Source organism: Agathobaculum desmolans ATCC 43058 (assembly GCF_000701665.1).
Taxonomy (GTDB): Bacteria; Bacillota; Clostridia; order Oscillospirales; family Butyricicoccaceae; genus Agathobaculum; species Agathobaculum desmolans.
Genome location: NZ_JNJN01000018.1, coordinates 1 through 26,590 on the forward strand (window position 1 = coordinate 1; position 26,590 = coordinate 26,590).

Genomic DNA, 26,590 nt, shown 5'->3' on the forward strand with positions numbered 1-26,590 from the left:
CCGTACTCTTTCTGCTGGAAACATCGATACCTGCTGCGTTCATGTTCTTCACTCCTAAAAAGAAATTGCAATGGACAAAGCCATTCTACCCATTGCCGATTCTATCTGTTTGGTGACACGAACACGCGGCTCTACCTGCACAAATCGAACACTGCGAATAGGAGGATGGCTGACTGACTTCAACACGGACGGACAAGCCCTTGGACGAGAAGGTCAGACCATTACCTTCCTATTCTAACAGCTTAGGCAACGAGATGTCTCGGCTCGTAGCTGGCTACCACATTTCCGAGGCAACTATATAGTAACAGGGACGGGAAATGCTGTTCTGGACAAAGGCGGAGTATCTGAAATTCGCCGAGGCCATGATGGACAAGCCCCTTTCCTATTACGCCTTTGAAATGCTCTACTGGTGCGGCGTCCGGGAGGGGGAGCTGCTGGCCCTCACTCCTGGCGACTTCGACTTTGAGAAACAGACCGTCACCATCTCCAAGTCCTACCAGCGGATTAAGGGCAAGGATGTGATTACCGACCCCAAGACCCCTAAGAGCAACCGGGTCATTCAAATGCCCGCTTTCCTCTGTGAAGAAATGCGAGACTATATCAAGAGCCTGTATGGGGTGAAGCCCACCGACCGCATTTTCACGGTGACAAAATCCTACCTCCACCGGGAGATGGACAGGGGTGCGAAAGAGGCCGGGGTAAAGCGGATCAGAATACACGACCTGAGGCACTCCCACATTTCGCTGCTCATTGACATGGGCTTTACGGCCCTGGCAATCGCTGACCGGGTGGGACATGAAAGCATTGATATTACCTACCGCTACGCCCACCTGTTCCCCACCCGGCAGGCGGAGATGGCGGACAAACTGGACATGGAGCGAAAGGGGGCCTAAATCATGTCAGTGAAAAATCTTGACCGACACAACCGCTGGAGAAACAAAACTGTGGCTTTCCGGGTGTCCCCGGATGAGGACAGGGAAATTGAAACCGCTGTGCGGCTCTCCGGCCTTACCAAACAGGACTACATCACCCGACGGCTGCTGTGCCGGGATGTGGTGGTACAGGGCAACCCCAGGGTGTATAAGGCCCTGCGGAACGAGCTGGCCGCCGTTCTGGAAGAACTGGAGCGTATCGAGGCCGGGAATGGCGTGGATGGGGAGTTGCTGGACACCATCCGGCTGATCGCCGCCATCATGGACGGCATGAGGGAGGATTGATAGATGGATAGATTGCAAGAGAAAACGACTGCCCCATATCCGCCTGTTGGCGCAGACGGGGGACAGTCGCTCTCACAAAAACCTAACCAAAGTATAGCAGAGGGCGTGACAGAACACAAGCCCCCGGAAAGAGATTTGGAGGAAATCCTGCGGCAGATAAGCCGGGTCAATGACCCGGCCTATCTGCCTACCGTGTCTATGAATGACCTCTACGAACAGGTGTACCCCGGCAGACCTCCTGTGGTAGACGGTCTGCTCTATGCGGGGACATATCTCTTTGTGGGCGCTCCCAAGGTGGGCAAGTCCTTTCTCATGGCCCAGCTTGCCTATCATGTGAGTATGGGCCTTTCCCTGTGGGGGTATGAGGTGCGCCAGGGGACAGTCCTCTATCTGGCCCTGGAGGACAACCACCGTCGCTTACAGGAGCGGTTGTACCGGATGTTTGGAGTAGAGAGTACCGGAAACCTGTTCTTTGCCATCGGAGCTAAGCAGCTCGGCGGTGGCCTGGAGGAGCAGCTAAAGGGCTTTGTCCGGGAACACACGGACACCCGGCTTATTATCATCGACACCCTGCAAAAAATCCGGGAGGCCGGGGCAGAGAAGTACAGCTATGCCAACGACTATGAGGTAATCACCAAACTGAAACGGTTTGCCGATATAAGCGGGGTTTGCCTCCTGGTTGTACATCACACCCGCAAGCAGCAGGCCGATGATAAGTTTGATATGATCTCCGGCACCAACGGCTTATTGGGTGCGGCAGACGGGGCCTTTCTGCTCCAAAAGGAGCGGCGGGCAGACAACGCCGCCACCCTGGACATTTCTGGGCGGGATCAGCAAGACCAGCGCCTCTACCTCAAGCGGGACGAGGAACGGCTTGTGTGGGAGCTGGAGCGGCGGGAAACGGAGCTGCGGCAGGAGCCGCCTGACCCGGTGTTGGAGGCTGTTGCCGCCCTGGTAACGGCGGAACGGCCAGAGTGGAGAGGGACGGCCACGGAACTTGTCGCCGCCCTGGGGCTGGATATGAAACCCAATGCCCTGGCTATGCGGCTGAATGTCCGGGCGTGGCGGCTGTCCTATGAGTACCACATCCACTATGAAAGCGCCCGAACCCATGCCGGGCGGAGTATCAAGCTCACGTTGGAGGAACCCCAGGCGTGACGACCGTGACAGCTGTGACAGCTTTTCGGAGTGCGGAGGCGGTGTGTAAAACATCGTCACGGTCGTCACGGCTGTCACGGGGAGCGGGGGCGAAAGTCAAGGGGGGCATACCTGCGGGTGGAGATTGCCGCAAGTCAATACAACCCGTACCCCTTGACTTTCGGCCCACGGAAAACACTTGCCGGGCGGTGGAAAGGCCCCTGGCCTTTCCACCCTGCCCAACGGCGAGTGACAAAGTTTAGGCGGGGTGCAGGGTGCCCTTTTCAAAGGGCGGCCCTGCTGGGGGAGGCAACCGCAGTTGCCGGGGGCAAAGCCCCCACACCACCCCGTAGGGCGCAAATGCGCTTTTGATGGCCGTCAGGCTGTCAAAAGTGCTTTTGCGTTACTTTCGCAGAAAGTAACAAAGGCTCGCCGCTTGCGCGGCGGAAAAGGGAGGAGGGATTGATTTGAAAAGGACAATCAGCGCCATGGTGGGCCAAGGATCGGTGAACCATAACAGTAGAAAATTCCACGCCAAGAACACTGACCCGGAACGCTCCCACTTGAATATAACCTACTGCCAGGAGAATATCAAGGCGGTGTACCATGAACTCTTTGACGAGGCTCTGGAACGGTACAACGCTAAACAAACCAGGGCCGACAGAAGGATAGAGGATTACTATGAGAAGATCCGCTCCGGCAAGCAGGAAAAGCCGTTCCATGAAATCATCCTGCAAGTGGGCAATCGAGATGATATGAGCGCCGACAGCGAGGAGGGACAGCTTGCGGCAGCGGTTTTGGACGAGTACATGAAGGGCTTTCAAGAGCGCAACCCCCAACTCCGGGTGTTCTCTGCCCACCTCCACATGGACGAGGCTACGCCCCATCTGCACATTGACTTTGTACCATTCACCACCGGGAGCAAGCGAGGGCTGGACACGAGGGTATCTTTGAAACAGGCGTTAGCGGCCCAGGGTTTCCAGGGCGGCACCAGAGGGGACACAGAGTGGAGCCAGTGGGTGCGCTCGGAAAAGGAGCAGCTTTCCCTGGTCATGGAGCGCCACGGGATTGAGTGGGAGGACAAAGGCACCCACGACAAGCACTTGTCTGTGCTGGACTACAAGAAAGAGCAGCGGGCAAAGGAGATCGCCGTTCTGGAGACGGTCAAGGCGGAGAAAGAAAACCAGGTGGAGAGCCAGGAACGGCGGCTCAAAGAACTTGCCCCGGCGGTGAAAAATATGGAGCGGTTGGCAGCGGATTTCTCCGCCAATCCGGAGGAGATTTTGCCGGAGCCGGGAACGCTGGAAACAGGCCGGGCCTACCGAGAGAAAAAGGCAAAGCCCCTGCTGGCCCAAATCGTCAAGGTGCTGCGCTCCCTGTATCTGGCCTATGTGGAGCTGCGGGGGAAATTTGAGCGTCTGCAAGGGGACTATGGCCGGGTGAGGGAGAGCAACATCCGCCTGTCTGATCGATTGCAGGAGGTCAAGTTGGAAAACAAGGCCATGCGGCAAGTCTCCGCTGACTATGAGCGGGTCAAAAGGGCCTTTGGCCCAGAACAAGTGGACAGAATATTAGAGGCAGCTTACCAGCAGGAACATGCCGAAAAGGAACGGAAACGGGCCGCAAAGTCAAAAATTCGGATAGACGCACGATAATCACCAAAACCGGAGGGTATTCCAGTGAATACCCTCCGATTTTATTTGTGGAATCGGTAAAATGATTTCTTGTTTTTTAGAGCGTACTATGATATACTGCTATTATCCTGATTTGAGGAGTCTATCAAATATGCGGCAAGGTATTCTTAAATAAAATTTGATAATGGGCGCAAAAATGATTGCCCCTTGCAGGGGCTTGGTTTTTGTACCCAATTTTAAGAATACTTTTGCCTTTTTAGTAAATATCGTGACGGACCGCGGCTTATGTAAGTCGTGTATGTTTCTGTGTGTCCGAAGTCATGATCCCCAGCGGTAAAAGTATTAGCCGCTGGGGATTTTTGCGCCCATTCGGGCCTTGTATGGAGGATAGACATGAACATTATCAATATCGGGATTCTTGCCCATGTAGACGCTGGAAAGACGACCTTGACGGAGAGTCTGCTATATGCCAGTGGAGCCATTTCAGAACCAGGGAGCGTCGAAAAAGGGACAACGAGGACGGACACCTTGTTTTTGGAGCGGCAGCGTGGGATTACCATTCAAGCGGCAGTCACTTCCTTCCAGTGGCACAGATGTAAAGTTAACATTGTGGATACGCCCGGCCACATGGATTTTTTGGCGGAGGTGTACCGCTCTTTGGCTGTTTTAGATGGGGCCATCTTGGTGATCTCCGCGAAAGATGGCGTGCAGGCCCAGACCCGTATTCTGTTCCATGCCCTGCGGAAAATGAACATTCCCACCGTTATCTTTATCAACAAGATCGACCAGGCTGGCGTTGATTTGCAGAGCGTGGTTCAGTCTGTTCGGGATAAGCTCTCCGCCGATATTATCATCAAGCAGACGGTGTCGCTGTCCCCGGAAATAGTCCTGGAGGAAAATACCGACATAGAAGCATGGGATGCGGTCATCGAAAATAACGATGCATTATTGGAAAAGTATATCGCAGGAGAACCAATCAGCCAGGAAAAACTTGCGCGGGAGGAACAGCGGCGGGTTCAAGAAGCCTCCCTGTTTCCGGTCTATCATGGCAGCGCCAAAAAGGGCCTTGGCATTCAACCGTTGATGGATGCGGTGACAGGACTGTTCCAACCGATTGGGGAACAGGGGAGCGCCACCCTATGCGGCAGCGTTTTCAAGGTTGAGTACACCGATTGCGGCCAGCGGCGTGTCTATCTGCGGCTATACAGCGGAACGCTGCGCCTGCGGGATACGGTGGCCCTGGCCGGGAGAGAAAAGCTGAAAATCACAGAGATGCGTATTCCATCCAAAGGGGAAATTGTTCGGACAGACACCGCTTATCCGGGCGAAATTGTTATCCTTCCCAGCGACAGCGTGAGGTTAAACGATGTATTAGGGGATCAAACCCGGCTCCCTCGTAAAAGGTGGCGCGAGGCCCCTCTCCCCATGCTGCGGACGACGATTGCGCCGAAAACGGCAGCGCAAAGAGAACGGCTGCTGGACGCTCTTACGCAACTTGCGGATACTGACCCGCTTTTGCGCTGCGAAGTGGATTCCATCACCCATGAGATCATTCTTTCTTTTTTGGGCCGGGTGCAGTTGGAGGTCGTTTCCGCTTTGCTGTCGGAAAAATACAAGATTGAAACAGTGGTAAAGGAACCCACCGTCATTTATATGGAGCGGCCGCTCAAAGCAGCCAGCCACACCATCCATATCGAGGTGCCGCCCAACCCGTTTTGGGCATCTATCGGACTGTCTGTTACACCACTCCCGCTTGGCTCCGGCGTACAATACGAGAGCCGGGTTTCGCTGGGATACTTGAACCAGAGTTTTCAAAACGCTGTCAGGGATGGTATCCGTTACGGGCTGGAGCAGGGCTTGTTCGGCTGGAACGTAACGGACTGTAAGATTTGCTTTGAATACGGGCTTTATTACAGTCCAGTCAGCACGCCGGCGGACTTCCGCTCATTGGCCCCGATTGTATTGGAACAGGCATTGAAGGAATCGGGGACGCAGCTGCTGGAACCTTATCTCTCCTTCACCCTCTATGCGCCCCAGGAATACCTTTCCAGGGCTTATCATGATGCACCGAAATACTGTGCCACCATCGAAACGGCCCAGGTAAAAAAGGATGAAGTTGTCTTTACTGGCGAGATTCCCGCCCGCTGTATACAGGCATACCGTACTGATCTGGCCTTTTACACCAACGGGCAGAGCGTATGCCTTACAGAGCTAAAAGGGTATCAGGCCGCTGTCGGCCAGCCGGTCATCCAGCCCCGCCGTCCAAACAACCGCCTGGACAAGGTGCGCCATATGTTTCAGAAGGTAATGTAAAGATACATAATCGTCAAGACGGCAACAATCAGAAGTTATGGAGGGTAACAATGGAATATCGTAAGGAAGATTTAATGGAAGCAAAAAAGCAAATTTTGGGAGTGGGAGAGAACATGGGAACAGAGGAAAGTAAAAAAATCTGGGAGGAGAACGCACAATTTTGGGATAATGCAATGGGTGACGAATCTAATGAATTTCACAGAGAGGTAGTGCGTCCCAAAGTAACGGAACTTCTATCTCCTAATCCTGCGGATTATATTTTGGATATTGCGTGTGGCAATGGAAATTATTCTTCGTATCTTGCACAAAGAGGCGCTTCGGTTGTCGCTTTTGATTACAGCAAAAAAATGATAGAATTGGCTAAAAGACGGCAATCACAATATGCAAAACAAATTGAATTTTGTGTGGCGGATGCGACCAATAGAAAAAGTATATTAGAATTAAAAAGAAATCGAGCCTTTACGAAAGCAGTTTCTAATATGGCAATTATGGATATTACGGATATTGAACCACTTCTTATGGCTGTTTATGAACTGTTGCAGGAAAGCGGAATTTTTGTCTTTGCAACGCAACACCCTTGTTTTGTCACGTTGACTGAAAAATATATGACACCGCACAGTTACTATGATATAGCGATTGAAGGGCAACCGAAAGAGCAGATTTATTATCATCGTTCCATACAAGATATTTTTAACCTTTGTTTTAGAGCTGGATTTGTCATTGATGGATTTTATGAAGAATGTTTCAAAACCAACAAAGAAATTCCTATGGTAATGATAGTAAGGCTTAAGAAGGTAAAACGTGATACCTTACAATAAATTCAAGTTTGTCGGGTAAATAGCAAAGCCAGCCGAGCCAGCGGGCGGTCAAGATGAACGGGCTTCGCCCACCGTTGACAGCCCCGCCCGGTTTCGCAGTTAGGCAGTCAAGGAGCGACAGCAAGGAGTGCTGCCGCCCCGCACTATTATTCAGAGAGGGGGAATTTCCATGACAGACCAGAAAGCCTATCAAGAATATATCCAGCGCAGGTACAACGCCTCTTGCAAGGCTGTTATCCGCTGTGCCTGACAGCGTCCGTCCGTGCCGGAATTATGTAGAGCTCCACATAATTCTGTTGTATTTCCCAGCCTTTTGTGATACTATTTTGATACTAATAAACTTTACAGCCGAAAATAGCAGGTGGAATATTAACATATTTGCGAAAGTTTTTCCTGCGAAATCACCTCAAATACACCCTACTATATCTGAATTTGCCGAGTGGGAATGATTTCAGAGGCATGGAAAAGCCCGGAATGACTGGGTTTTCTAAGGTTTTATGCCCTCTGTGGCAACGAAATGGGAACATTTTTTCATGATTTATGAAAAGAGAGCTAACTGATTTTGATTAGTCAGTTAGCTCTTTTCATTGTGTTTTCGCCTTATCATTTATAAAACTGATGCGCTGCGTTTTTTTGTTTCTGGCTATTGCTGACTGTGCTATTCAACATGAAAGTAAGTATTTTTGTGGAAAAATACTTGCTGAAGGAGTGTATCAACATATGCCATATGATGCAGGCTTTTATTGGATGGTTGCTTGTCTTTTCTGAATAATTTTAATTTTTTTCGAAAAATTGATTGACGAAATCATTAAAAGTTGATAGACTGATATCGGACTTCCTAATCACATTATTCTTCTTTCTAATGTCAATTCCACACTGGGCAGCAAAGGCAGGCAGTACGCCTGCCTTTGCTGTTGTCATCTGTTTAGGTGAATATCCGATTTGTCGCCAAGGATATACATTTTTTTGCGTATATGTTATACTGCTTATATTACAGCGCACTGTTCCGCCTAACAGTGTGGTGACTGCTAAAAGAGAGGATGTTATGGATGGCAAACGAATATATCCGTTTCGCGGAGGGGGAGAGCCTCCCGTATTCCGATTTGGTCGTAGTAGAAGACCGTTTTCTGTTCCTGTCCGGATTGGTATCCGAGGATTTACAGACTGGAGAACTGGTTTGTGGGTCGGTTACAGAGGAAACCAATCAGGTGCTGAGCAATCTGAAAACCATTTTGGAACAGTATGGGTCGGATATGAAGCATGTGGTACGCGTTGATGTGTTGCTGCGGGATTTCTCTGAACGAGATGAAATGAATACGGCTTATGTGCGGCACTTTACGGAAGACAGGTTACCGGCGCGTTTATGTTACGGTAATGTAGGATTGGCAGATAATTGCAAAATCGAGATCGCGGTGATTGCAACCAAAAAATAATCCTGCTTGTCTCAGATATGCATAGCTGAGAAAAATATGCGGCGAATAGGCTGACCTGCGGTCTAATGCTAATGATTGTAAATACCACGAACTGAGAAAGCGAGAAAGGGACTTTATATGCGCGATATTTTATCGGACGAATCGTCGGCTCCTGTACAAGAGCCTGTGCAGGATGCTGCACAAGAGGTGCTCCTCAATGCTACGGATGCATTGTGCTCTGCCATTGAAAATGCAGAAGCGGAACTGCAATCCAGTTACAGCAGTCTTGCAACCAAGCCACTGGCCTCAAACGCAGATCCGCGTTTGGATTGTGAAATCCAAATGCAGATTGAAACCTTAAAGCAGGTGAATGAACGTCTGAAACAAGCACACCAACGAACGGTGTCGATGGAAGATGAATTGAGCGCGCGTTACAGTGATGTGCAAAAAAGCTGCAACCGTAAGTGGTATTTGCCAAATCCTCCGGCTAACGGGACGATTGACCTTGAGGAACAGCAGCAGGATTATTTCGCAAAAGGAGTGAACGCATATAAAATACTCTTAGTTTGCTTTATTGGCAGCTTCGCTGGGGTAGTAGTGGAATCGATCTGGTGCTTGCTGCGGCATGGCTATCTGGAGAGCCGCGCCGGCTTGGTCTATGGCCCGTTTAATCTTTTATACGGTGTCGGCGCAGTGGCATTGACCTTGGCTTTGTATCGATTCCGCAATCGCGGTCCATGGCTATCCTTTTTGGGCAGTATGCTTGTTGGCAGTGTTGTAGAGTACGTCTGTTCGTGGGGGCAGGAAATGCTGTTCGGATCCCGATCGTGGGATTACAGCGCAATGCCATTCAATCTCAATGGCCGCATTTGCCTGTTGTATGCCTGCTTTTGGGGAGTATTAGGCGTTCTGTGGATCAAGGATATTTATCCGCGTATGGCGAAATTGATTTTGAAGCTTCCCAATAAATTCGGAAAAATAGCCACATGGTGTGTAACCATTTTCTTAGTTCTTAATGCCGCGGTGTCTTTGCTGACGGTACAGCGCTGGTCGGAACGTGTGCATGATATTCCCCCCTCTAATGGCTTCTGGGAAATGATTGATGAGCGCTTTCCGAATGAACGCATGGAGCTTATATATGCCAATATGGAGTTTGCCAAGTAGCATAAAAACATGTGCGTTTATCCATACTGCAGGGTTGATATCAAAATGAACCACCCGATTAGTCTGAAGATGGACTTTATGTTGCTTTTCTTGGGTAAGTTTACTTTTCTTAGAAAAAGATGTTTGACGCAGCATGTACTTCGATGATAGACTGATATCGGACAAACAGAGTGAGAAAAGATTTGGTTGATATCCTTCCTTACGCAAAAGAGACAGGCATATATTCCTGTCTCTTTTGCAATTCTCATGTGCTGAATGAAGAAGAAATGAGGTATGACGCATGGCAACAGGTATGAAAATTTCTGACTCATTGCTTCGTGCAAAGAAGCAGGTATTGGATCGGTATGCAGTACTCGATATCGTCATCATCCCGGAAATTACCGAAGTGATTCGGCAGGCGGGCTTGGAACCAACAGATTTTGTTGTGGATAAAGCCAGTCTGAAAGCATTTGTAGAAAAACCCAATACGCATAAAGAAGATGATGGCTTATTCGGCTGCGTTTATTATGATCACTGCACAAAAGATGTTATTTACCGGGCACAGTGCAAAATAACCTTTGCGGGTGAAGATGTGTGGGATGAAACAAGTATTTTTAAATTAGAGGATTACAGAAGCGGCAACCGGAAATGGCTGCGCTTTTCTGGTTCGGATTGGCAGCAGGGACCGGGCGAGGAGCTTTTTTCGGTGGATGAAATCACTAGAAAAGTTTGATATCGATTTCAAAATATATATCAAACAGGCACTTATCGTGGTATGATAGTGGAAATAAAAGCTGCAGAAATTGTAAGCATGGCTGCTGCATGACATGATGACCGTAAAGATGATGGCAGACAACTGCCGTCCTGATATACGATATCATTCAAATATGCGTGGTCGTATTTCGTCAACATCTATCATGCCGCATTTGCTGCCTATCTCTTGTTTTGGGAACGGCATGCGGCATATGGATGCTGTTCAAATGTGGCTGGCTGTCTTGTTCTATGGCTTGCTGGTAATGGACATATCCATCCGTACCGTTTGTGTAAAATCCATAGTTTTTTTATCGAGGTAATCTTCCAGTAGTTATCATGCCACGCTGCTACGTTAACGCAAAGAGAACAAACTTCGCAAATTTTTGTCGGAGAGCTGTCAGCTATGGCGTGTGCACGCCTGCACAGAAGCAAACTTGATGCTTCTCTTGTTTCGATCTGTTCGCTGCTCCAATCTGCTTGATCGATTGCAGACATTGACTGCATCACATATTTTTCGATGTTTTTCCATCAAGTGCTTACTTCACGGTCGGGAGGAATGCATGATGAGATGTCCATGGTGCGGCAGCCCTGTAATGCTGCGCGGAGACTGGTGGGAGTGTGGATACTGCGGTGATAGCGGCGCACTGCCGCGTTCTTTTCCGGAACAGCACGTTACATGTGCTATATCACCGGTTGGTCAGATCGATCTGTTTGAGAGTTGGGACAACCTGAAAAATGCCTTAAGCATCTTGGTACCCAATCAAGATGCCGCATTGCAGCTGCTGTTAGGCAAGGTGATGCTCTATGAGATCTCGGTTGGATTTCGGCAGAGGGCTGTATCCTTTGAGATGCAGAGTGTGCGGGTGCTCGAACAGTTCTTAAAGGACACTCCTAAGCTGTGTGCAGAAAATTCCGCTGATATATTACTGTCCAATGTACAAAATGGCATTGTGTTTGCACAGGAAGCGGAACTTTCGGCAGAAACATGCGGAACATTTTGGACATTACTTATTTCTCATTTGACACAGGAACAATTCTATAACAGGGAGGCGGATGGGCTTTCCGAGTTCTTGTCAGAACTTGCTTCTGTTTATGCCTATTTTAGTACAAATGCCAGAGAACAAGCCGGAGCGGCGCGGAAGCGTGGCGAGATACTGCGCGAGGCATTTGACCGGCACTGGCAGGAAAAGATCCTGCTTCATCCTGATGTAATGCGTGCAAAAATGCTTTTGGCACAGGGGGAATTTCCTGCAAATGAAGATATTTGTCGGGATATATTGGTGGCGGGATTTCCGGAGGAGGTTGAGGACTACACTCCGGAAATACTGGAGTATCTTGGTTGGGATGAAATTTTAGAGGAAGTGCTGGAGCGTGATACACCAAAAGGCATCCGGATGTGGCGCACGCTGCCGGATGCTGCAAAGCTTCCTTTAGCAGCGAATCGTGAGGCGGCAGAAAAACTACTGCTAAACTGGGATGTACTGAGCGCAGATGCACCGAGCACGGCAGAAGCGTTTATCTCTTCGCTGGAAGAGGAATGCTTTGCCAAACAGATATTTCAAAATGATTTTGCAAAGGGGCTGCAGTATAATCTTCTGCGTATCTGCCGGGAATATCATCGATTGGATTTGGAACAACACTGTCGTGATTTGATGCAGGCATCCTCTTATACAGATCCGGCCGAAAGTCAGAATTAGTATGATGTATCCAATGCATCGGCATCTGCTGCCAAATGAATATTATTTCCGAAAACAAAGTATTGGCCATGCTCTGTTATCTGATGGGCGTGATCGGTATCATTCTGGCGCTTCTTGGCAGTCATGAATCGCGGTACGCAGGATTTCATGTACGACAAGCGCTTAAATTTGTTGTTGTGGAAGCGTTGCTTGTAATTATTGCAATTATTTTTGCGTTTACATTGCTTGTGCCGATCCTGTGTGGTATCTTTGCGCTGATTTTGGTTGTTGTCAAGATTATTTGCTTTTTCTCGATTTGCTCGGGCAAAGCAGCTGAACCACCTATTATTCGGTCGTTCGGCTTTTTAAAGTAATATATCGATGTGGCATCCCAAGGAGCATTGTACGCTTTTTAGGATGCCGCTTTTTTGGGTAACGCACAATGTGTTTAATTTGTGCCCCGAAATTATCAATGTTCGGCATGTTTTGCCGAGATCGCAAAACGAAGAAAATAGCATCAGCTTACCTTACAATTTCCTTACGTTTTTCGTCATCTGTTTAACGATATGTTATAATAAGAAAAACTGCGGTATTACCCGCAGCCATGCATTGCAGTAAACGCACCGGAGGCGCAGGTATGGATAGCATTTATGAATGTTCAGTTTTGGTGGTTGATGATGAAACGGCCCTTTGCGGAATGATCGCACAGATGCTGTCGCAGGCAGGATTTCGCACGGTTTACACCGCGCATAGCTGTGAACAGGCACGCTGTGTTGCAGCGCAGCGGCAACCGGATGCGATTCTTCTGGATGTGATGCTGCCGGATGGAGACGGCTTTTCCCTGATGCAGGAGCTGCGCCGTGCGCGGGATATGCCAATCCTGTTTCTTTCTGCACGGGATGCGGATACGGATCGTTTACATGGATTGGGACTGGGCGCGGACGATTATATTGTGAAACCATTTTTGCCGCAGGAATTGATCTTGCGGCTGACAGCGGTTTTGCGCCGCTCTTATAGTTCTGTACTGCATACAGAGGAAGAAAAGCTGGTTTTAGATGACACTGTGATCGACTGGGGCAGCGGCACTGTGCACAGGGGAGATGCTGTGCTGTCGCTTACCGCAAAAGAGTATGCTATTTTGCGCAAATTAGCGGATAATCGCGGGAATATTGTTACAATCGATGCGTTGTGCCGTGCCGCATGGGATGATGACACCTTTGGTTATGAGAATACGCTGATGGTGCATATCCGCCGTCTGCGCGCGAAAATAGAGCAAACGCCTTCCAAGCCGCGATGGCTGCTGACAGTGCGTGGACTGGGCTATAAACTGGTACGGGAGAAATCAGTATGAAAGGGCTTGCAAGTATCCTTGGGCGTTATATTGGCGCTGCGGTTGGCGTGGGACTGATTCTTGTTGTGCTTAATTTTGGGGTTGTGGTTGGATTTGTTCTGAACAGTGCGCATGCGGAACCAATCCGGTATGTTCCGGTGGAAAAAATTGCTGCCGGGATTGAACGTCAGGAAAATGGGCAGATCACTGTGGCGGAAGCGGTTTGGCCTGTTCTGCAGGAGCATTATGCCTGGGCTATGCAGCTCAACGACAGTGGAGAGGTAATTTGGAGCGACCGCATGCCGCCCGAGCTGCCGCAAGTGTATACCGCTTCGGACATTGCTGGGTTTTCCAGATGGTACCTAAATGATTATCCGGTCACGGTTTGGAGCGACGAAGACGGTCTTCTGGTGCTGGCCGGTGAGCCGGGCAGTCAATGGAAGTACATGATGGAATCCTCAATGACCATGCTGCAATATGCTGAGGTGTGGATTCCTGCGGCACTGCTGCTCAACTTATGTGCCGCACTGCTGTTGGCATTGCTGCTGGGATGGCGCATGTATCGTGCAGCTTTGCCGCTGGCACAGGGCATCAGCGATCTTGCACAGGGGAAAATGACCCGTTTATCGGAACGTGGTGTGTTTCGCGCGCTGTCAGCCGATTTGAACCGCGCTTCCGATCAGCTGTTGAATCAACGCACCCTGCTGCAAAAGCGGGATCGCACCCGTACCGAATGGATTGCCGGCGTTTCACATGATATTCGTACACCGCTGGCACTGGTGCAGGGAAATGCAGCGCAGATGGAAGCGGATGCCGCTTTGCCGCATGAAACACGGGAAAAAGCAAGGATCGTTCGGGAGCAGAGCCAGCGGATTGGACGGCTGGTATCCGATTTGAATTTGGCGTCCAAGCTGGAATATGAATTGCAGCCGCTGCATGTGACTGCATTTCATCCAGCAACGCTTTTGCGTGCAGCCGCAGCCGAATTGCTGAATGGGTTGGCGGATGAACGAATCCGGATTGCGGTTGATATTCCGCCTGCGCTTAACCATTTGACCGTGTGTGCAGATGAAACCCTGCTGCTGCGTGCGGTTGAAAATCTGCTGCGCAACAGCGCCCTGCACAATACCGGAGAGGTGCAGATCCAAGTGCGTCTGGAAGCAGATGAGCAAACATGGCGTATCATCATTGCGGATGATGGGAGCGGCTTATCCGAATCGACTTTGCGGCTGTTATATGCTCCTGCGGGAGAATCGCTGCCGCAGCATGGGCTGGGATTGGTTCTGGTGCGGCAGATCGTTGATGCACATGGAGGGGCGGTTCGGTTTATCAACCGGAATCCGGGACTTCTGGCAGAGCTTTCCTTTCCGGTTTATCGGGAGACGGAACGTGGATAAAAACAGTCAATTTTAAAAGTTTCTTTTTGTATATTTTTTTCTCATCTCTCTATTTCAATACCATATATGGTGTGCTATAATAAGTCTCGCCACCAAATAGGAGAGAAGAGAGGATAGTTTATGGTACGCGTTATCAAAAAAGACAATACCAAAGAAGCATTTAACATACAAAAAGTTGTGATCGCTGTTAATAAATCTGCAAACCGAGTGCTGTATACCTTTACGGAGGATGAGCTCAAAGCCATCTGCGATCATGTGGAGAGTTATATCCGTGAGCATGGGCTGACCGAAGTACAGATTTGGCAGATGCACAATATTGTAGAAGCTGCGCTGGAAGCGGTCCGCCCGGAAGTTGCCAAGAGTTACCGTGATTACCGCAATTACAAGCAGGATTTTGTCGGCATGTTGGACAGCGTTTATCAAAAGAGCCAGTCCATCATGTATATTGGAGATAAGGAAAATTCCAACACGGATTCTGCCTTGGTTTCTACCAAACGCAGCTTAATTTTTAATCAGCTTAATAAAGAACTGTATCAGAAATTTTTCATGAATACCGAAGAACTGCAGGCCTGCCGGGATGGCTATATTTATGTGCACGATATGTCTGCCCGCCGCGACACGATGAACTGCTGCCTGTTCGATGTAAAGCACGTGCTCGAGGGCGGCTTTGAAATGGGAAATCTTTGGTATAACGAGCCGAAAACTTTGAATGTAGCGTTTGACGTGATCGGCGACATTGTACTTTCTGCGGCCAGCCAGCAGTACGGCGGCTTTACCGTACCGTCGGTCGATCTGCTGCTTGAGCCATATGCGGAGCGCAGCTACAAAATGCTGACTGAAAAATATGCTCGCCTTGGTTTGGATGCTGAAACCGTGGAAAAAGAAGTGATGGCTGACATTTTGAATGATTTCGAGCAGGGATTTCAGGGCTGGGAATATAAGTTCAATACGGTCGCGTCCAGCCGCGGTGACTATCCCTTTATTACCATGACTATGGGTACCGGTACCGGACGTTTTGCGAAGCTGGCATCTATTACAATGCTTAACGTGCGCCGCAAGGGGCAGGGGAAAAAGGGTCAGAAAAAGCCTGTCCTGTTCCCTAAAATTGTATTTTTGTATGATGAAAACCTGCATGGCCCCGGCAAACCGCTTGAAGATGTATTTGAAGCCGGTATTTTGTGTTCGTCTAAGGCCATGTATCCCGATTGGCTCAGCTTGACCGGAGAAGGCTATGTGCCGAGTATGTATAAGAAATACGGCGCGATCATCAGCCCAATGGGCTGCCGCGCGTTCCTGTCCCCGTGGTATGAGCGCGGCGGCATGGAACCGGCGGATGAGCAGGACAAGCCCGTTTTTGTCGGTCGCTGGAATATCGGTGCGGTTTCGCTGCATCTTCCCATGATTTATGCAAAGGCACAGCAGGAAAACCGCCCCTTCCACGAGGTGCTGGATTATTATCTGGAGCTGATCCGTAAACTGCATATCCGCACCTATGCTTATCTGGGCGAAATGCGCGCGTCCACCAATCCGCTGGCGTACTGCGAGGGCGGATTCTACGGCGGCCATCTGAAACCCTCGGATAAGATTAAGCCGATCATGAAAACAGCAACGGCTTCCTTCGGCATCACGGCGCTGAATGAACTGCAGGAGTTGTATAACGGCAAATCACTCGTCGAGGACGGCAATTTTGCCTTGGAAACATTGGAATATATCAATCAAAAGGTAATGCAGTTCAAAAAGGAAGACGGAAACCTGTATGCCATCTACGGTACCCCGGCCGAAAGCCTGTGCGGTTTGCAGGTGGAGCAGTTTCGCAAAAAGTATGGTATCATCGAAGGAGTATCCGACCGGCCGTATGTGTCCAACAGCTTCCACTGCCATGTGACCGAAGACCTGACGCCGGTTGAAAAGCAGGATCTGGAAGGGCGCTTCTGGAACCTGTGCAACGGCGGTAAGATCCAGTATGTCAAATATCCGATCGATTATAATTTGGAAGCCATTCGTTCGCTGGTGCGTCGTGCGATGCGGCTGGGCTACTATGAAGGTGTGAACCTGTCGCTCTCCTATTGTGATGACTGCGGGCATGAGGAGTTAAATATGGATGTTTGCCCGAAGTGCGGCAGCCGCAACCTGACCAAGATCGACCGTATGAACGGCTATTTGTCCTATTCACGTGTGAAGGGGGATACTCGCCTGAATGATGCAAAAATGGCAGAGATCGCAGAAAGGAAAAGCATGTAATGCGGTATCATAATATCACCAAAGATGATATGCTGAATGGAGTGGGGCTGCGTGTTGTGCTCTGGGTGGCCGGATGCAGTCACGCCTGCCCGGGGTGTCATAATCCAATTACGTGGGATGCTGCGGGTGGGATTCTATTTGATGCGGCGGCACGGGATGAACTGTTTGCCGAACTGGACAAGGATTATGTGGCAGGAGTGACGCTGTCCGGCGGCGATCCGCTCTTTCCGGGCAATCGTGAAGCTATCGGCACTTTGTGCCGGGAAATCCGGGAGCGCTTTCCCGGTAAGACCATTTGGCTGTATACCGGATATCGGTGGGAAGAGATCGCCGAATTATCATTGCTTTCCTGTGTGGATGTTCTGGTAGATGGCCGTTTCATGCAGGCGCAGGCCGATCCGCAGCTTCACTGGCGCGGCAGTGCAAACCAACGGCTGATTGATGTACCGGCTACGCTGCAGCAGCACAAAATCGTTTTAATAGATGAATAAACACAGAGAGGAAGCCTGAACACAAATGCAGAAAATTGCAAAATTCCATAAGGTATCTGAGAAACAATTTATTGAGGACTGGCGTGCAGAAACCGGAAACTCCTTGGCAGAGGCTAAGATTGTATATGAAAGAATCCGTCTGCCGCGTCGCGCTACGGTTGGATCGGCGGGATATGATTTTTTTGCCCCCGAATCTTTTTCTCTGGTACCGCATGAAACCATCAAGATTCCGACCGGGATTCGTGCAGAGATTGCAGAAGGGTGGGTTTTGCAGCTGTACCCCCGTTCGGGACTGGGCTTCAAATACCGGCTGCAAATGGATAATACTGTGGGCATCATTGACAGTGATTATTTTACTGCCGACAATGAGGGGCATATTTTTATTAAAATGACCAATGCAAACCGACAGGGTAAGACACTGTCCATTGCGGCGGGTGAAGGCTTTGCACAGGGGATTTTTCTGCCATTTGGCATCACAGAGGATGATGATGCGGATGGGATCCGACAAGGTGGATTTGGCAGTACAACAGAAAAATGATGGAAAAAACCGTCTGTACAGACGGTTTTTTTCTTGCACGCATTTTGCCATGCCGTACTATACTGGTAGTAGGAGCGTGATGCGCAATGTTCTGCCGTGGGCAAGTAATTGGTCTTGCTGTGTTTTGCATGGGACTGGGACTTTTGCTGGGCAGCCTGCTGCCGACGTGCCTGCCGGTTTGGCTGCTGTCACTGGCGCTGATCGCGGCAGGTATTGTACTTTTTCGAAACGGATAGGAGGTATCCTGTTATGATGAAAGTGGTTGTTTGGAAAAGTCCGAAATATCTGAGAGGTATCTTGTGTCGATTATTTCATATCACATAATCAGGAAAAGCGGCGGCCGCACATGGATGCGGTACGCCGTTTTTGCTTGCCACCCCCGGAGATAAAACCGCAGCATTCTTCATATCCCGGCATGACGCAGCATATGGTAATGCAGGAGCAGCAGTGAAATAAAGGAGGCAGCATCAAATGGAACTGAATCAAACAAGCATCTGCTATTATGATAAGCGGCTATCACGGATCTCTACCTGCACAGAAAGCGCAGATACCATTGTGCCGGATACCTTCCCGGATGTCAGCCGCATCATTTGTGCCTATGGTACGATATCTGTCAAGGACCAGACACCACAGAGCGGACGTCTGTTGCTCTCGGGTATTGTACAGACAACCGTACTGTATGAGCCGGAAAACGGCGGCAGCCCGCGTCTGCTGACCATTCCGGTCAGTTTTGCCCATATTGAAGAGTGTGATGGACTGGAAACCGATACTGTATGTTCGGTGGCATGTCGTCCGGCAGTGATAGAAGCTACTGCGGTCAACAGCCGCAAGGTCAATGTCAGTGTTCAGCTCTGTTTTTCAACCGAAGGATACAGCAAGACCGCATGCGAGGTGACCGAGCAGATCGATTTGCCTGATATTGAGCTGCTGCGCACAGCGTATCCCGTTACATTGATCGAACAGGTACGCAGCTACGCGATTACGGTGCTGGATGATGTGAATTTGTCAGATGCTTCTGATTTGACGCTGCTGCATACAGCATGCGCATTTCGCGCGGTGGAATGCCGGGCAATGCATGGAAAAATCGTGCTGAAGGGAGAAGCGGCGATCCAATGCTTGGCTTTGCAGGAAGATGGCGCTGTGCGTGTGCTGAGTAACAGCACCCCGTTTACACAAATTCTCGAGCTACCGGAAGCGGAAGAAGGGGATACCGTTCAAGCCTGTCTGACCGCACAGGACACAGACTGCAGAATTGATGCCGATGGGCTGCTTTCCTACACGGTCGCAGCATCGGCACTCATCACCCTGCGCCGGACACGCAGCCTGCAAATGATACATGATCTATATTTGCCAGGCAAGGCTTTGCAGTTGCAGGAGGAGCAAACAACTTTCCGCACGATGCCCCCGCAGCTTCCGTTCAGCTGTGAAGCAACGGAAAATCTGCAAACCGCACAGCACGTATCCCATGTAATCACAGCACAGGCATATTGCTGCGGTGTTAAACGTTCCACGGCGGAAGAATTGCAGATCACCGCTGCTATACAGATCCTATATCTGAGTGATGATCAAAAGATTTGTGCGCTGCATCGCCTGCTGCCGGTTGCGATGTCCTGTGCGGCGGCGGGAGAGCTGTCTGACATTGATCTGCGCGCACATGCTTCGCCGGCGGGGGAAAAGGGATTGCTGCTGACCATTACCGCCTCTGGCTTGGTGGCCTCAGAGGAACGTCTCATGTTCCGTCATATTATGACTTTGGAACCGACGGAGTCATCCCGCCCTGCCGATGGTGTCACTTTGGTGCTTCGCTGCATTGACCAAGAGGAGCGGTTGTGGGATATTGCAAAAAACTGCGGCACAACAGTAAAGGCGATCCGCAGCGTGAACGGATTGTCGGAAGAAACCGAACAGGTTTCACAAACCATGCTGCTGATTCCGATTCAGGTATGAAAGGCAGGGAACATATGGAAAATCAAATTTATGACCAGATCAGTGCGCGGACCGGCGGAGATATCTACATCGGCGTAGTTGGACCGGTGCGCACAGGAAAATCCACCTTTATCAAGCGGTTTATGGAAACCATGGTTTTGCCCGGAATGGAGAATCTCTATCAAAGAGAACGGGCTCGTGATGAGTTGCCGCAATCCGGGACCGGCCGCACAATCATGACGGCTGAGCCAAAATTTGTTCCGGAGGAAGCAGCCGATATCGCATTGCCTGAGGGAGGAAGCTGCCGCGTTCGGTTGGTGGACTGCGTAGGGTATTTGGTAGAAGGTGCGCTGGGCAGCATGGAAGAAGACAGCCCCCGTATGGTATCCACCCCGTGGCGCGAAGAGCCGATGACCCTTGCCGAAGCCGCGGAGTTGGGTACGCACAAAGTGATCGATGAACACTCTACTATCGGCCTTGTAGTGACAACGGACGGCAGCTTTACTGAAATTCCGCGTGCCAACTATGCACCGGCGGAAAAGCGGGTAATCGAAGAGCTGACTGCGCTGGGAAAACCGTTCATTGTATTGGTTAATTCTGCCGATCCGCAAAGTGAGGCTGCACAGGATGTTTGCGCACAGCTGAGGAATGACTACCAGATTGAACCGCTTGCTGTGAACTGCGCCGAATTGGATGAAAAGGGGATCACAGAATTACTCAAGCGGGTGCTGTACGAATTTCCGGTCTGCGAAATCGGCTTTGTTCTGCCGCGCTACATCAGTTCTTTGCCGGTCGGACATCCGGTGCAGAACAGCGTTTATCAATGTATCCGCAGCGCTATAACAGGCGGAGAACGGATGCGGGATGTGCGCACTTTGTGCAGTAAGCTGACGGAAAATCAGTATATTGGGCGATCGGATATCGAGTGGATGTCGCTGGGAAGCGGCAAAGCCCGTGTGCGGGTGGAAATACCGGAAAGTGTATTTTATGGAATCGTCGGAGAGCAGACCGGAATTCGTATACAGGATGCCGCAGACCTAATTGCTGTTCTGGATGACTTTTCAAAAATCAAGCAGCAGTATGAACGCCTGCGCGGGGCATTGGATCAGGTATATCAAACCGGGTATGGCATTGTAATGCCGTCGGTCGATGAGCTGACGCTCGAAGAGCCGGAAATCGTGCGGCAGGGTGGCCGATATGGTGTGCGGCTGCGGGCCTCGGCGCCTTCGATCCATCTTATGCGCGCGAACATCAAAGCGGAAGTCAGTCCGATTGTGGGGACAGAAAAACAGTCGGAAGAGTTGGTGCACTATCTGCTCAGCGAATTCGAGGAACAGCCTGAAAAAATTTGGGATACCAATATATTCGGAAAATCACTCAATGAACTGGTGCGGGAAGAGCTTTCTCATAAGCTGAGCCGTATGCCGGACGACGCAAGATCGAAGATTCGGGAAACGCTGGAAAAGATCATCAACGAAAGTGCCGGCGGACTGATCTGTATTATTCTTTGACAGGCGGCAGCGAATCGCCCGCTATACAATGGTCTATACGAGAAGAAAGAAAAAGTCAGGACATGCGCCTGACTTTTTCCTGTTTTAGTGCGATATAGAAGACGGAAAGCGCAGCGCTCACCAGTTAATGGCAAGCGCTGCGCTTCATAGCAGCCGTACTATTGTATTCGTATGCGGTTAAAACAAAGTTGGTTCATTTTCATCAAACAGTTTGTCGTTGATCTCGTTAAGCGGGGTATGGTGCATAATGCCATAGCTGATGATAGCATCCCGCTTGTTGCGAAGATAGATTTGCGCATAACCGGCTTGCTTGAGAAGGCGCTGCGTTTCCTCTAATGTTGTTTCCAGCCCAACACATAAACAGAGCAAACGGTTGCGGGATGGCTTGCGGCGTCCGGAAAATACCTGATGCAAATACACCTCGCTCATACCGGACTTGCGTGCCAATGCAGCTTTGGAAATAGATTTCTTTGCATAAATATGCTCCAGCAGCTCGGTTACGCTCAGGTCAAGGAAAAACGGTTCGTGTGCACGAATATAGCTGTCAATGTTGGGCGCTTCCATCAGCTCCTGACCCAAATCATCTGTCGATTTTACGTGCAAATCGTCTCCTCCCATATCAACGATACATCTGTTGAATCTTTTTTAACTGTTCGTCATGCGTTTCCCACAGAGCCGTGGCTTCGTCAAACAGAGGTTCACAAGCCTCCAGCGCAGCAACGTCTGACATGGCATTGCTTTGGATTTTCCAGTACAAGGAAATAATTTGATCTATGGTTGCCCGCGGTTTGGAAAATTCAACATGATTACCATATAACCGAAGCGCTTCGCGGGCATGGTCGATTGCTTCGCCAATGGTGCGTGACATATCCATTTTGGCAGAGAAATAGCGGTTAAAATTCCATCCAGCACTCATTTGCGCACTCATGCAGGAGAGCGATGCGCTCGCCTGTGCAACCGAAGCAACCCCGGCTTCGCTGCCGGCCAGCAGGCAGATTTCCTGCACCTTGGCATTGCTGAGCGTGCCTCCCTCAGGCGGCTTTTCCGCAAGCGTAAATTCAGTACGGAGGGATGCATCTGCCATAAGGGTAACAATTTTAGCAACTTCGCTGCGCTTAATTGTATTTTTAGGTGCAAATGTGCCATATTTATCATTGCCCGAAATAACGCCTGCGTTATACAGGCGATATACGGCCTTGGTCCATGCTTCCGAAGAAGAGGCAGATACATCCGGAATACTTGTGATCGTGTTAATGGCGCGGAGCGCGTCGTCCGGCAGTGCCGCGTTGAGGATCTGCGCAAACTGAGCACGGGTTGCAGATGCAGTATAGCTGCTGTATGCACCGGCGCTGATGATGCCTTTTTCGACGGCATAATCTACATATACCTGATACCACGGATTGCCTTGCGTAAACTCTTTTCCTTCCGCATAGTAGATATTGTGCAGATTACATGCCAAAACGACTGCTTCGGCAATAGTGAGATTGCCGTTCGGGTTAAAGGTCGTATCGCTGTTGCCACTGACAAGATCGAGTTCAAAGGCGTCTTTTACATATTCTGCATACCAAGCAGCGGCGGAAACATCGGTGAATTGTCCGTCTGTATAGGTCTTGGTGCGTTCAAAGTTGGAAAGCCCTGCATTGGCAGCAAAAGCGGACGGCAGCGTAGATAAGGCCATCACAGAAGCCAATGCTGCGGAAATCAATCTTTTTTTCATGATAATTCCTCCTTTTACCTGTGCGTGTGCTGATAATTTTCAGTTGCTGCAGTCAACTGTCTTCCGGAAAATCAAACAATTTTTGCATGGATAGGCGCAGCCGATATTGCGGAAAAAGAAATTATATCGCTTAAAATATCCTTTTTCTCGCTGTAAAGACAGGTAAATCCAAAAAAACCTTTGATTCCCGGGAGAAAACCTACTCATTATAAGCACTTTATCGATAAAAACAATATGCTGTTTGCATAGTAAAGCCGATATGGAGAGAGCAGGGTGATTGGCATTTACAACTGGTTGCTGCATGCATTGCAGGAAGAATTTGATGTGCGGCGTTTATTAAAACAAAGTCCCCGCGGCAGCGTATCGCTGATCCGGCACAAAGCCACGGGGAAACGGTTTATATTACGGCGCACTGTCGGAAGCGCAGAAGTATATTGCAAATTGCTGCATTATAACTGCTGCTTTTTGCCGCAAATTATGGAGGTTGCGGCAGGGCAGGATGAAGTGCTGGTGCTGGAAGAATATATCGAAGGCGATACGCTGGATTACCTGCTGCAGGGCGGCGTGCTGACAGCAGAACAGACCCGCGTGATCGTAACGCAGGTGTGTCAGGCGCTTTGGGTGCTGCATACGATGGGAGCGGTGCACCGCGATGTCAAACCGGAGAACATCATTCTGCGCAGACAGGAAGCGGTTTTGATCGATTTTGACGTCGCACGGATGTATAAACCCAAACTGCCGGCGGATACCGAGGTGCTGGGCACCGTGGGCTTTGCCGCACCGGAGCAGTTCGGGCTGTCGCAGTCGGATGCGCGTGCGGATATTTATTCGGTAGGCGTATTGATCAATGTGATGCTGACCGGAAGACACCCGTCCAAACAGATGGCAGGTGGAGCGCTGCACTCGCGTAAATCCGCAAAAACGTTATAAAAAAGTGCAGCGTCTTATGGCAGCGCTGTAAGGGGGAACCAACAATGAACCGAATATGCCCGCATTGCGGAGCGGATTTGCCGGAGAAAGCTTCCTTTTGCCCTTATTGTGCACATAGTTTGAATGTAAGGGTGGAATGTAAGCCGCCAAAGGCAATCTGGGGGAGAATACTGCATATCGGCATTATGATGGCGATTGCAGCAGGAATCATGTGTGCAGCTTGGCTGTATACCCGTCCACAGGAGCTGGAAGGCGCCGGCAGCGTGCAGTATACCGATGCCGATGGCAGCTATCAGATCCACCTAGCAAAAAGCAGTGAGCGCTTCGAACCGCCCAAGGTGGTAAATGTGAAATGTGAACCGGGGGAAGAATACCGCTTCCCACTTTGCGTTACTTTTTATGACAGTAGAACCGGGGAAAATGTCAGCCATTCGATGGCAAAGAAAATAAAATATTCGCAGATATCCTTTGAGCAGCCTGAGAACAGCGCATATCCGTGGCGGGCCACTGAACCGGTATACAGCGGTGCGCGGCCGTATGCGGCGCTGACTTCGTTTATGGATTTTGTTTTGGAAAGCGGATCCTCCCGCATTATTTGGACGCTGGGCATGACGAACGGCGATACGATCCGCCTGTATCTCGATATGGAAATAGAGGAGATCCCGGTTATGCATTATTATCCGGAGGATACGCCGATGCAGACCGCAGAAGAATTGCAGGCTTTGGTGGATGAAGTCGACCGAACCATACCACCCGAAACCATTGTGTACCTGCATTTGCCCGCCGTGACATATACCGGCGATCTGACAATCGACCAGCATCCGATCAACCTTTGCGGCAGCGAAGAGGGACGAACTGTTTTTACCGGACATATCTATGTGACGACTATGGCAGAAAAACGGATTAACTACTTCGATCACATTGATTTTCTTGGCAGCAGGGATCGGATCGGCATTTCAGCAGCAGACCGTGTGCATTTAACGGATTGCACGATTTCCGGCTGGAAAACCGGTGTGCTGGCTTACGGCGATACGTGGGTAAACGCGATGCATTGCAGATGGGAAAATAATCAGATTGGTTTCCATTTTAATGCGGACAATGCGGACGGCAGCAGAGTTTCACATACGCAGTACACAGGCAACCAATTTATCGGGAACGGCACGGCGGTTTTGCTGGAAAACGTGCCAACCGATATTTCGCTGAAATTTGCGGACTGCCGTTTTGCCGGTAACGAAGTGGATATCGACAACCGATGCCGGCAGGAACTGGATATTTCGCAGGCGGTATTTGAGTAAAGCGGATATTGTAGGGGCTGCAAAAATACTGCATAATACTATGCAGGTAGCATATTACAAATATCATACAGATATGTAATGCTATCAGCAGAACACTTTGCAACAAGTGTACAAGGGGGCTGTTGTTATGAAAAAACGTATGACATCTATGCTGGCAGCTGTTCTGGTATGCTTGAGCCTGACCTCCATGGTCGCGGGCGCTGCGGAATGGTATGAGGTAAAGCCGTTCTATGTGCAGTACCTTGGGTGCAGCAATCCCTGCTCCGGGGAGAAGGAAATGACGGTGAACGGAAAAACGGTTACGGTTCTGCTGTATCCGGCCGGTTCGAAGTTTAAAGCATTCAGGCCGCTGAGCATCAGCGACGTGTACTGCTATACGAGCAGCGGCGAACTGGTTTCTAATATATGGTGGGATTCGGATGAATCGAGTCTGCCTGCGACCGGTATTTACAATATGTTCATTTACAGCGAGCGGTACGGCCCAGAGGGTGATATATGGGTCAGTGCGGATGGCAGCGGCACGGCCGCTAAGCCGGAAAAACCGGCAGAGCCGGGAAAAACGGCGTTTACCGATGTGAAGGCAGATATGTATTATGCGGAACCGGTTGCTTGGGCGGTCAAGCAGGGTATTACCGACGGAACCAGTGACACAACATTCTCGCCGGATAAGACCTGTACGCGGGGCCAGATCATTACCTTCCTGTGGCGTGCTGCCGGTTCACCGGAGCCGAAAAATGCAGTATTGTTAGGCGATGTCAACCCCGATATGTACTATGCAAAGGCGGTGGCCTGGGCGGCAGAGAACGGCATGGCAGAAGGCAGTGCGTTCCATGCAGATAATCCTTGTACACGTGAAATGGCGGTTGATTTTATGTGGAAGCATGCTGGGAAACCGGGTGCGGCAGCTGCCAATTTTGCGGATATCTCTTCTGCTGCTGTAAACTGGGCGGTAGAAGCGGGGGTCACACAGGGCACCAGTGATACGGAGTTTTCGCCGGCACTGACCTGCACGCGCGGTCAGATCGTGACATTCCTGCATCGCAGCTTTGCTAAGTAAACAGCTTCTGTATCAGATGATACAAACAGCCTAATTCCATGAACAGAAGCAGTT

The 26,590-nt window shown here is 50.0% G+C and carries 22 protein-coding genes and 2 pseudogenes; 22 read left to right on the forward strand and 2 right to left on the reverse strand.

All coding sequences use genetic code 11. The features are described from left to right. Window positions 1-311: 311 nt before the first annotated feature. The 18 genes and pseudogenes from T363_RS0106040 to spoIVA all read left to right on the forward strand — a co-directional run. Window positions 312-893: pseudogene (locus tag T363_RS0106040) on the forward strand (site-specific integrase); the annotation flags it as partial. A gap of 3 nt (window positions 894-896) precedes the next feature. Continuing rightward, window positions 897-1,217 carry a plasmid mobilization protein gene (locus T363_RS0106045; protein ID WP_004010381.1) on the forward strand — a complete coding sequence of 107 codons (321 nt, stop codon included), beginning with the start codon at window positions 897-899 and terminating at the stop codon, window positions 1,215-1,217. Window positions 1,218-1,220: 3 nt separating this feature from the next. Further along, a complete protein-coding gene (locus tag T363_RS0106050) occupies window positions 1,221-2,375 on the forward strand; it encodes a helicase RepA family protein (protein WP_031474225.1) in 1,155 nt (384 codons plus the stop codon). A 446-nt stretch (window positions 2,376-2,821) separates the two neighbouring features. Continuing rightward, complete coding sequence (locus T363_RS0106055; protein ID WP_228275371.1) at window positions 2,822-4,009, forward strand: plasmid recombination protein; 1,188 nt, start codon at window positions 2,822-2,824, stop codon at window positions 4,007-4,009. A 372-nt stretch (window positions 4,010-4,381) separates the two neighbouring features. Beyond that, entirely contained in the window at window positions 4,382-6,301 is a 1,920-nt protein-coding gene (gene tet(W) / locus T363_RS0106060; RefSeq protein WP_031474227.1) for a tetracycline resistance ribosomal protection protein Tet(W), read from the forward strand. A 50-nt stretch (window positions 6,302-6,351) separates the two neighbouring features. Beyond that, a complete protein-coding gene (locus tag T363_RS0106065) occupies window positions 6,352-7,119 on the forward strand; it encodes a class I SAM-dependent methyltransferase (RefSeq protein ID WP_004010385.1) in 768 nt (255 codons plus the stop codon). 1,049 nt (window positions 7,120-8,168) lie between these two features. Continuing rightward, window positions 8,169-8,552 carry a RidA family protein gene (locus tag T363_RS0106070; RefSeq protein ID WP_051643127.1) on the forward strand — a complete coding sequence of 128 codons (384 nt, stop codon included), beginning with the start codon at window positions 8,169-8,171 and terminating at the stop codon, window positions 8,550-8,552. A gap of 117 nt (window positions 8,553-8,669) precedes the next feature. Continuing rightward, a complete protein-coding gene (locus T363_RS0106075; RefSeq protein WP_078096935.1) occupies window positions 8,670-9,695 on the forward strand; it encodes a putative ABC transporter permease in 1,026 nt (341 codons plus the stop codon). Window positions 9,696-9,975: 280 nt separating this feature from the next. After that, complete coding sequence (locus tag T363_RS0106080; RefSeq protein WP_031474233.1) at window positions 9,976-10,407, forward strand: hypothetical protein; 432 nt, start codon at window positions 9,976-9,978, stop codon at window positions 10,405-10,407. Window positions 10,408-10,987: 580 nt separating this feature from the next. Beyond that, entirely contained in the window at window positions 10,988-12,124 is a 1,137-nt protein-coding gene (locus tag T363_RS0106085) for a hypothetical protein (protein WP_154658755.1), read from the forward strand. A 35-nt stretch (window positions 12,125-12,159) separates the two neighbouring features. After that, window positions 12,160-12,477 (forward strand): magnetosome magnetite crystal formation protein family, encoded by a 318-nt coding sequence (locus tag T363_RS0106090; protein WP_051643128.1) that lies wholly within the window; start codon window positions 12,160-12,162, stop codon window positions 12,475-12,477. Window positions 12,478-12,740: 263 nt separating this feature from the next. Continuing rightward, window positions 12,741-13,454 (forward strand): response regulator transcription factor, encoded by a 714-nt coding sequence (locus tag T363_RS0106095; protein ID WP_031474239.1) that lies wholly within the window; start codon window positions 12,741-12,743, stop codon window positions 13,452-13,454. Beyond that, window positions 13,451-14,830: a sensor histidine kinase gene (locus tag T363_RS0106100; RefSeq protein ID WP_051643129.1), complete on the forward strand. Its 1,380-nt coding sequence runs from the start codon at window positions 13,451-13,453 to the stop codon at window positions 14,828-14,830. The genes T363_RS0106095 and T363_RS0106100 overlap by 4 nt, the downstream gene beginning before the upstream one ends. A gap of 120 nt (window positions 14,831-14,950) precedes the next feature. Continuing rightward, on the forward strand, window positions 14,951-17,071 hold the full coding sequence (gene nrdD / locus T363_RS0106105) for an anaerobic ribonucleoside-triphosphate reductase (protein WP_031474242.1): 2,121 nt from the start codon (window positions 14,951-14,953) through the stop codon (window positions 17,069-17,071). Next, window positions 17,071-17,562 (forward strand): anaerobic ribonucleoside-triphosphate reductase activating protein, encoded by a 492-nt coding sequence (gene nrdG / locus T363_RS0106110; RefSeq protein ID WP_031474244.1) that lies wholly within the window; start codon window positions 17,071-17,073, stop codon window positions 17,560-17,562. The genes nrdD and nrdG overlap by 1 nt, the downstream gene beginning before the upstream one ends. Window positions 17,563-17,587: 25 nt before the next feature. Further along, a complete protein-coding gene (locus T363_RS0106115; RefSeq protein WP_031474246.1) occupies window positions 17,588-18,100 on the forward strand; it encodes a dCTP deaminase/dUTPase family protein in 513 nt (170 codons plus the stop codon). Window positions 18,101-18,571: 471 nt separating this feature from the next. Then, the gene (locus T363_RS0106130; RefSeq protein ID WP_031474248.1) at window positions 18,572-20,047 is read left to right on the forward strand and encodes a DUF3794 and LysM peptidoglycan-binding domain-containing protein; all 1,476 of its coding nucleotides are present in this window, start codon (window positions 18,572-18,574) and stop codon (window positions 20,045-20,047) included. A 14-nt stretch (window positions 20,048-20,061) separates the two neighbouring features. Further along, window positions 20,062-21,537, forward strand: a complete 1,476-nt coding sequence (gene spoIVA / locus T363_RS0106135) for a stage IV sporulation protein A (protein ID WP_031474250.1) — start codon at window positions 20,062-20,064, stop codon at window positions 21,535-21,537. Window positions 21,538-21,714: 177 nt separating this feature from the next. Here spoIVA and T363_RS0106140 read toward each other — a convergent pair whose 3' ends face one another. Together T363_RS0106140 and T363_RS15070 are read right to left on the reverse strand one after the other, a co-directional pair. Then, entirely contained in the window at window positions 21,715-22,140 is a 426-nt protein-coding gene (locus T363_RS0106140; RefSeq protein ID WP_169737576.1) for a helix-turn-helix domain-containing protein, read from the reverse strand. A gap of 16 nt (window positions 22,141-22,156) precedes the next feature. Then, on the reverse strand, window positions 22,157-23,254 hold the full coding sequence (locus tag T363_RS15070; RefSeq protein WP_031474254.1) for an S-layer homology domain-containing protein: 1,098 nt from the start codon (window positions 23,252-23,254) through the stop codon (window positions 22,157-22,159). A 441-nt stretch (window positions 23,255-23,695) separates the two neighbouring features. On the opposite strand from T363_RS15070, the gene T363_RS14485 reads away from it, so the two are divergent. The 4 genes and pseudogenes from T363_RS14485 to T363_RS15075 all read left to right on the forward strand — a co-directional run bounded on the left by T363_RS14485 (window position 23,696) and on the right by T363_RS15075 (window position 26,536). Next, window positions 23,696-24,184 carry a serine/threonine protein kinase gene (locus T363_RS14485; protein WP_242840239.1) on the forward strand — a complete coding sequence of 163 codons (489 nt, stop codon included), beginning with the start codon at window positions 23,696-23,698 and terminating at the stop codon, window positions 24,182-24,184. A 44-nt stretch (window positions 24,185-24,228) separates the two neighbouring features. Next, window positions 24,229-24,300: pseudogene (locus T363_RS16790) on the forward strand (zinc-ribbon domain-containing protein); the annotation flags it as partial. A 93-nt stretch (window positions 24,301-24,393) separates the two neighbouring features. Beyond that, the gene (locus T363_RS0106155) at window positions 24,394-25,479 is read left to right on the forward strand and encodes a hypothetical protein (RefSeq protein ID WP_242840240.1); all 1,086 of its coding nucleotides are present in this window, start codon (window positions 24,394-24,396) and stop codon (window positions 25,477-25,479) included. 127 nt (window positions 25,480-25,606) lie between these two features. Next, window positions 25,607-26,536, forward strand: coding sequence for an S-layer homology domain-containing protein (locus tag T363_RS15075; RefSeq protein ID WP_051643130.1), 930 nt, complete (start codon window positions 25,607-25,609; stop codon window positions 26,534-26,536). Window positions 26,537-26,590: the final 54 nt, after the last annotated feature.